The organism is Neorhizobium petrolearium, assembly GCF_017873175.1.
Taxonomy (GTDB): Bacteria; Pseudomonadota; Alphaproteobacteria; order Rhizobiales; family Rhizobiaceae; genus Neorhizobium; species Neorhizobium petrolearium.
Genome location: NZ_JAGGJW010000045.1, coordinates 1 through 4,245, shown reverse-complemented (window position 1 = coordinate 4,245; position 4,245 = coordinate 1). Strand labels below are relative to the sequence as shown.

The following is a 4,245-nucleotide window of genomic DNA, read 5'->3' as shown; positions in this document are numbered from 1 at the left end:
CGTCAAACGCAAGATGAGCAACTTTCCCCTGCGACGACGAACCGATCCACCACTGCCGCCAATCGATATCAAACAAGCCATCAAAATCATTAACTAAACGGTATTGGGGCTAGCCGCATTTCTCGACGACCGTTCACAGCGTCGACAGGATCGACGCGGTGGCGGACCGGGGCTACTTCAAGATCGAGGATATGGAGGCTTGCGAGAATGCAGGCGTCACCGCCTATGTTCCCAAGCCGATCCGCGGTCCCGCCGTGGCCGAAGGGTTCTTTTCCAAGGAGCAGTTCCGCTACGACCCGGACAAGGACATCTACCTTTGCCCCGCAGACCAGGTGCTCTCACCACGTCATTTTGGCAAGTCCCGTGACAATGTGAAGATCGACTACGTCAACCGTGACGCCTGCAAGGCGTGCAGCCTGCGCGAACGCTGCACCAGAAGCTTCCGTCGTGTGTCGCGCCTGGAGAACGAGGCGGTGCTCGACCGCATGGCGGTGCGTCTTGTTGCCCGGCCCGACATTCTGGACCGGCGGCGCGAAAGCGTGGAGCGTATCGCCACGCCGAGAACCGCCTTGTTTTGTTAGACTGAAGCCGTTGTTTTTGTGAGGTGAGCGCTATCGCCACGTTGCTAACAACGAGGATAACGACGTGTCTATTCATCAGCTTGAGCTTCGGACTGGGACAGTCCGGCGGCGGAAGTTTACGCATGCTGCCAAAGAGGCGATTGTTTCAGAGACTCTGAGCGTCGAAACGACAGTGATGGATGTTGCGCGACGTCACGACCTTGATCGGTCATTGGTTTATCGGTGGCGTCGCGAATTTGGCGTTAAAGAGAGAGTGGAAGAACCACGCGCCTTCGTTCCGGTGAAGGTACAACAGGCGCCGGACGCGGCGATCGGAATACCGGCTGCTGCGTCTTCTGCGATCGAAATCCATGTTGGGCGGGGTCGGTTGGTGCGGGTCAATCGTGACTTTGATGCCTCGACCTTGTCGCGCGTGCTTGATGTGCTGGAGGGACGATGATCCCGATCAGTTCAAGCGTGCGGGTTTGGATTGCCAGCGGTCACTGCGATATGCGCAAGGGCATGCAGGGGCTAGCTCTCATCGTCCAAGAGGGGCTTGGCCGCAATCCGTTCCAGGGCGACGTTTTTGTGTTCCGCGGGAGAAATGCCCAACGACCGACATTCTGCATACGGTTTTCGTTTCGCGACGATCGCATATCCGTGGCATCCGCTGTTTGGAAGCGAGGTGCGGGTTTCGCCGTATCGGCGCGGCAAGAGCCTGATGTCCATCTATACGGACAAGCGGCCCGATCTATCCCATGAACTGCCGAATTGGATGTTCGACGAGAGCTACTGCAGCGGTATGACGCTTGGGCCACCCGAGATCAGCATCGCCGGTCTCGACGAGTTGGCAGCGACACTCGCGTCGTTCGGCGCGACTCGCTCAAGAGGCGCAAAATCCCGTCCTTCGAGGAAGAAGGAGAAGGATGATGCGAAGCAGGCGACATCAAAATCGCGACCAACTCGTTCTGCAGTTGGAGCGCCAAAATCTTCAGGTTCCAGCGGTCAAGAACGTCAAAGGGTTGGTGGAAGCGCTGGCGGATCTTCTGCTGGAAGCTCTGGAAGCGAACAGAATGACGAAGACGGGAGGCGTTGATGAACACGAAGATCACGCCTGACCATCTTCGCCGCGCCGCTGTGGTCTATGTCCGGCAATCCACAATGACTCAGGTTACCGGCAATCTCGAAAGTCAGCGCCGGCAGTATGATCTCGCTGGAGCTGCCGCAACGACTGGCTTTGCATCGGTGACTGTCTGCGGATTTCGGATTAACGGGACATCGATTCCGATCTCGGTCGCTCCGGCTCAGGTAGCATGGAACGGCCCGGATTCGAACGGCTTGTGGCACAGGTCTGCTCCGGCGATGTGGGAGCGGTCTATTGCATCGAGGCATCGCGTCTGGCGCGCAATGGCAGGGACTGGCATCATCTGATCGACCTTTGCGCACTCGCCGGTACATTGGTCATCGATCCGGATGGCGCCTATGATCCCCGGCTCGTCAACGATCGCCTGCTGCTCGGATTGAAAGGCACGATGTCGGAGTATGAGCTTAGTTTGATGCGCCAGCGCGGCATCGCCGCGCGTGATTCCAAGGCAGGACGTGGGGAATTGCGGTTCATGCTGCCGCCGGGCTTGTGCTGGAGCGAGGTGGGTAAGATCGAGATTGATCCGGACGAACATGTGGCCGAAACGATCAGGCTCGTTTTTGCCAAATTCCGGGAACTGGGAAGTGGACGACAGGTTTTTTTGTGGCTGCGGTCGGCCGATATCAAGATGCCGGTCGTCCTGCGCAATGTCGACGTCTGCAAACTTGTTTGGAAAGCGCCGGCCTATCACAGCGTCATGCAGATCCTCCACAATCCACTCTACGCGGGGGCCTATGCCTTCGGAAGACGCGCGCAGCGAACGCGGATCATCGATGGCCGCGCTCGCAAGGCAACAGGGGTGCGCAAGCCAGGGATGAGTGGAGCGTGCTGCTGCGCGACAATCATCAAGGCTATATCAGTTGGCGAGAGTATGAGGAGAACCATAAGCTTCTGGCCGAGAACGCGCACATGAAGAAGAATTGCGATCGCAAGTCGGCGCGTGGCGGCCGTGCCCTTTTGACGGGACTGATGCGATGCGGTCGCTGTGGCCGAATGATGCGCGTCTTCTACGGCAGCGCAAAAGGCAACGCTCATCGCTATCAATGCCGCGGCGACGATGCTCACGTGGGTGTCGGCCTTTGTATCGGCATTGGCGGCGTCAGGGTCGATCGCGCCGTTGCGATGCAGATTTTAGAAGCGGTGTCGGACCGTGCTGTCGAAGCGGCAATCTTCGCCTCGGATCAAGTCGAGCGGTCCCAAAGAGATGTCATTGCGGCAATCGAGCGGGACCTCGAAAGCGCACGCTACGAAGCGCTGTTGGCCAGTCGCAGGTATGAGCTTGTGGACCCGGCCAAGCGGCATGTTGCACGCGAACTGGAGGCCCGATGGAATGATGCCCTGGAGCGAGTAGGCGTGCTTGAACGCAAGATCAAGGATCTATCCGCGCTGTCAGCAGCGCGCCCCATCATCGATCGTGGCCGACTCCTGCAGCTTGCCCAGGATTTGCCGACCGTATGGAATACGCCCTCCACGGAGACGCGAACGAAGCAGCGGCTCATCCACATCCTGGTTCAGGAGATTATTTGCGATCTCGATGATGCGACCAACGAGGCGGTGCTCTTGATCCATTGGATCGGCGGTCGGCACACAGAGGTGCGTGTGGCGCGCGTCAAGACCGGAAGATATCCTGCCGAGCTCGCACCATCGGCTGTCGAGGCACTGCGCAAACTGGGCGGACATTGGCCAGATCGGGAACTCGCGGTCTCACTCAATAGGATGCTTTGCAAGACAGGTAATGGCGAGAGCTGGACGACCGTGCGTGTTCGTGACATGCGCGAGCGCCTGGGAATTCCCGAATATGATGCCACCAAAGTGGACGTACCGATGATCAGTTTGATGAAAGCGGCGGAGAAACTCGGTATTTGCGTCGGATCGGCCAAAAGCCTGGTGCAGAGAGGAATTTTACCTGCAACGCAAATCCTTCCCGGCTCACCGTGGATGGTTCCCGTCGAAGCATTATCCTCGGAAGCCGTCCGGATAGGGGTGCAGGGTGTCATCGATCGACGCCCGAAGTTTTATGAAGATTATCAATATGATAAAGTCGTCCGGTTGCCCGGAATCTGATGGAGGGATGCATTATGAAGCGCACTGTAGACGCTTGGCGCGGAACACGAACACATCGCCACAATAGGGATCGGCCGCAAGCGCTGACGCCACCAAAGCCACCAAGCCATTCATGCCGCGCCGGAAGTCGACAGGCTGCGTCGCCACCATGATCTTCACGCCATTTGGCGAAACTCCGATCACCGGCGTCCTCGCAACGCTGCCACGATCGCCTGCGCCAACTCGGGCGCCACCGAGCCAATCACGGTCATGCGTGCTCCGGCAATCTCGATCTCAATTCGGCCGGAAGCAACGGAAGCGATATCCGACGACGCGCTCTGGGGAGGCGCTCGATCGCCAACCACCGTCACCGGCACGAACATCGCCTGCTGCGCGAAGGTCTTTAGTGCGGGCCGCCCGAGCGTGTGTTCGTGTCGCGGATCTGGCGGGGCGAACAGACTGGCGTCCAGACGCAGGCGTGTAATGAGGGTGGCCCTA

At 58.8% G+C, this 4,245-nt stretch carries 5 protein-coding genes and 3 pseudogenes; 5 read left to right on the top strand and 3 right to left on the bottom strand.

All coding sequences use genetic code 11. The features are described 5' to 3' along the window. Positions 1-140 precede the first annotated feature (140 nt). The 3 genes and pseudogenes from J2046_RS33500 to tnpB (J2046_RS34440) all read left to right on the top strand — a co-directional run. Positions 141-545 (top strand): annotated as a pseudogene (locus tag J2046_RS33500) (IS1182 family transposase); the annotation flags it as partial. A 100-nt stretch (positions 546-645) separates the two neighbouring features. Further along, a complete protein-coding gene (tnpA, locus tag J2046_RS33495; protein WP_210059111.1) occupies positions 646-1,020 on the top strand; it encodes an IS66-like element accessory protein TnpA in 375 nt (124 codons plus the stop codon). Next, positions 1,017-1,322, top strand: coding sequence for an IS66 family insertion sequence element accessory protein TnpB (gene tnpB / locus J2046_RS34440; protein WP_210059110.1), 306 nt, complete (start codon positions 1,017-1,019; stop codon positions 1,320-1,322). Before tnpA ends, tnpB (J2046_RS34440) begins: the two co-directional genes overlap by 4 nt. 62 nt (positions 1,323-1,384) lie before the next feature. Here the strand turns inward: tnpB (J2046_RS34440) and J2046_RS33485 are convergent, their stop codons facing one another. Further along, on the bottom strand, positions 1,385-1,672 hold the full coding sequence (locus J2046_RS33485) for a hypothetical protein (protein WP_210059109.1): 288 nt from the start codon (positions 1,670-1,672) through the stop codon (positions 1,385-1,387). A 201-nt stretch (positions 1,673-1,873) separates the two neighbouring features. Here J2046_RS33485 and J2046_RS34095 point away from each other — a divergent pair, with 201 nt between their 5' ends. Both J2046_RS34095 and J2046_RS34090 read left to right on the top strand, forming a co-directional pair. Next, positions 1,874-2,617, top strand: a complete 744-nt coding sequence (locus J2046_RS34095; RefSeq protein WP_233470461.1) for a recombinase family protein — start codon at positions 1,874-1,876, stop codon at positions 2,615-2,617. Then, the gene (locus J2046_RS34090) at positions 2,530-3,768 is read left to right on the top strand and encodes a recombinase zinc ribbon domain-containing protein (protein ID WP_325169822.1); all 1,239 of its coding nucleotides are present in this window, start codon (positions 2,530-2,532) and stop codon (positions 3,766-3,768) included. The genes J2046_RS34095 and J2046_RS34090 overlap by 88 nt, the downstream gene beginning before the upstream one ends. Before the next feature lie 27 nt (positions 3,769-3,795). Here the strand turns inward: J2046_RS34090 and tnpB (J2046_RS33475) are convergent. Together tnpB (J2046_RS33475) and J2046_RS33470 are read right to left on the bottom strand one after the other, a co-directional pair. Beyond that, positions 3,796-3,951 (bottom strand): annotated as a pseudogene (gene tnpB, locus J2046_RS33475) (IS66 family insertion sequence element accessory protein TnpB); the annotation flags it as partial. After that, a pseudogene (locus J2046_RS33470) lies at positions 3,948-4,245 on the bottom strand (hypothetical protein); the annotation flags it as partial. The pseudogenes J2046_RS33470 and tnpB (J2046_RS33475), both read right to left, overlap by 4 nt.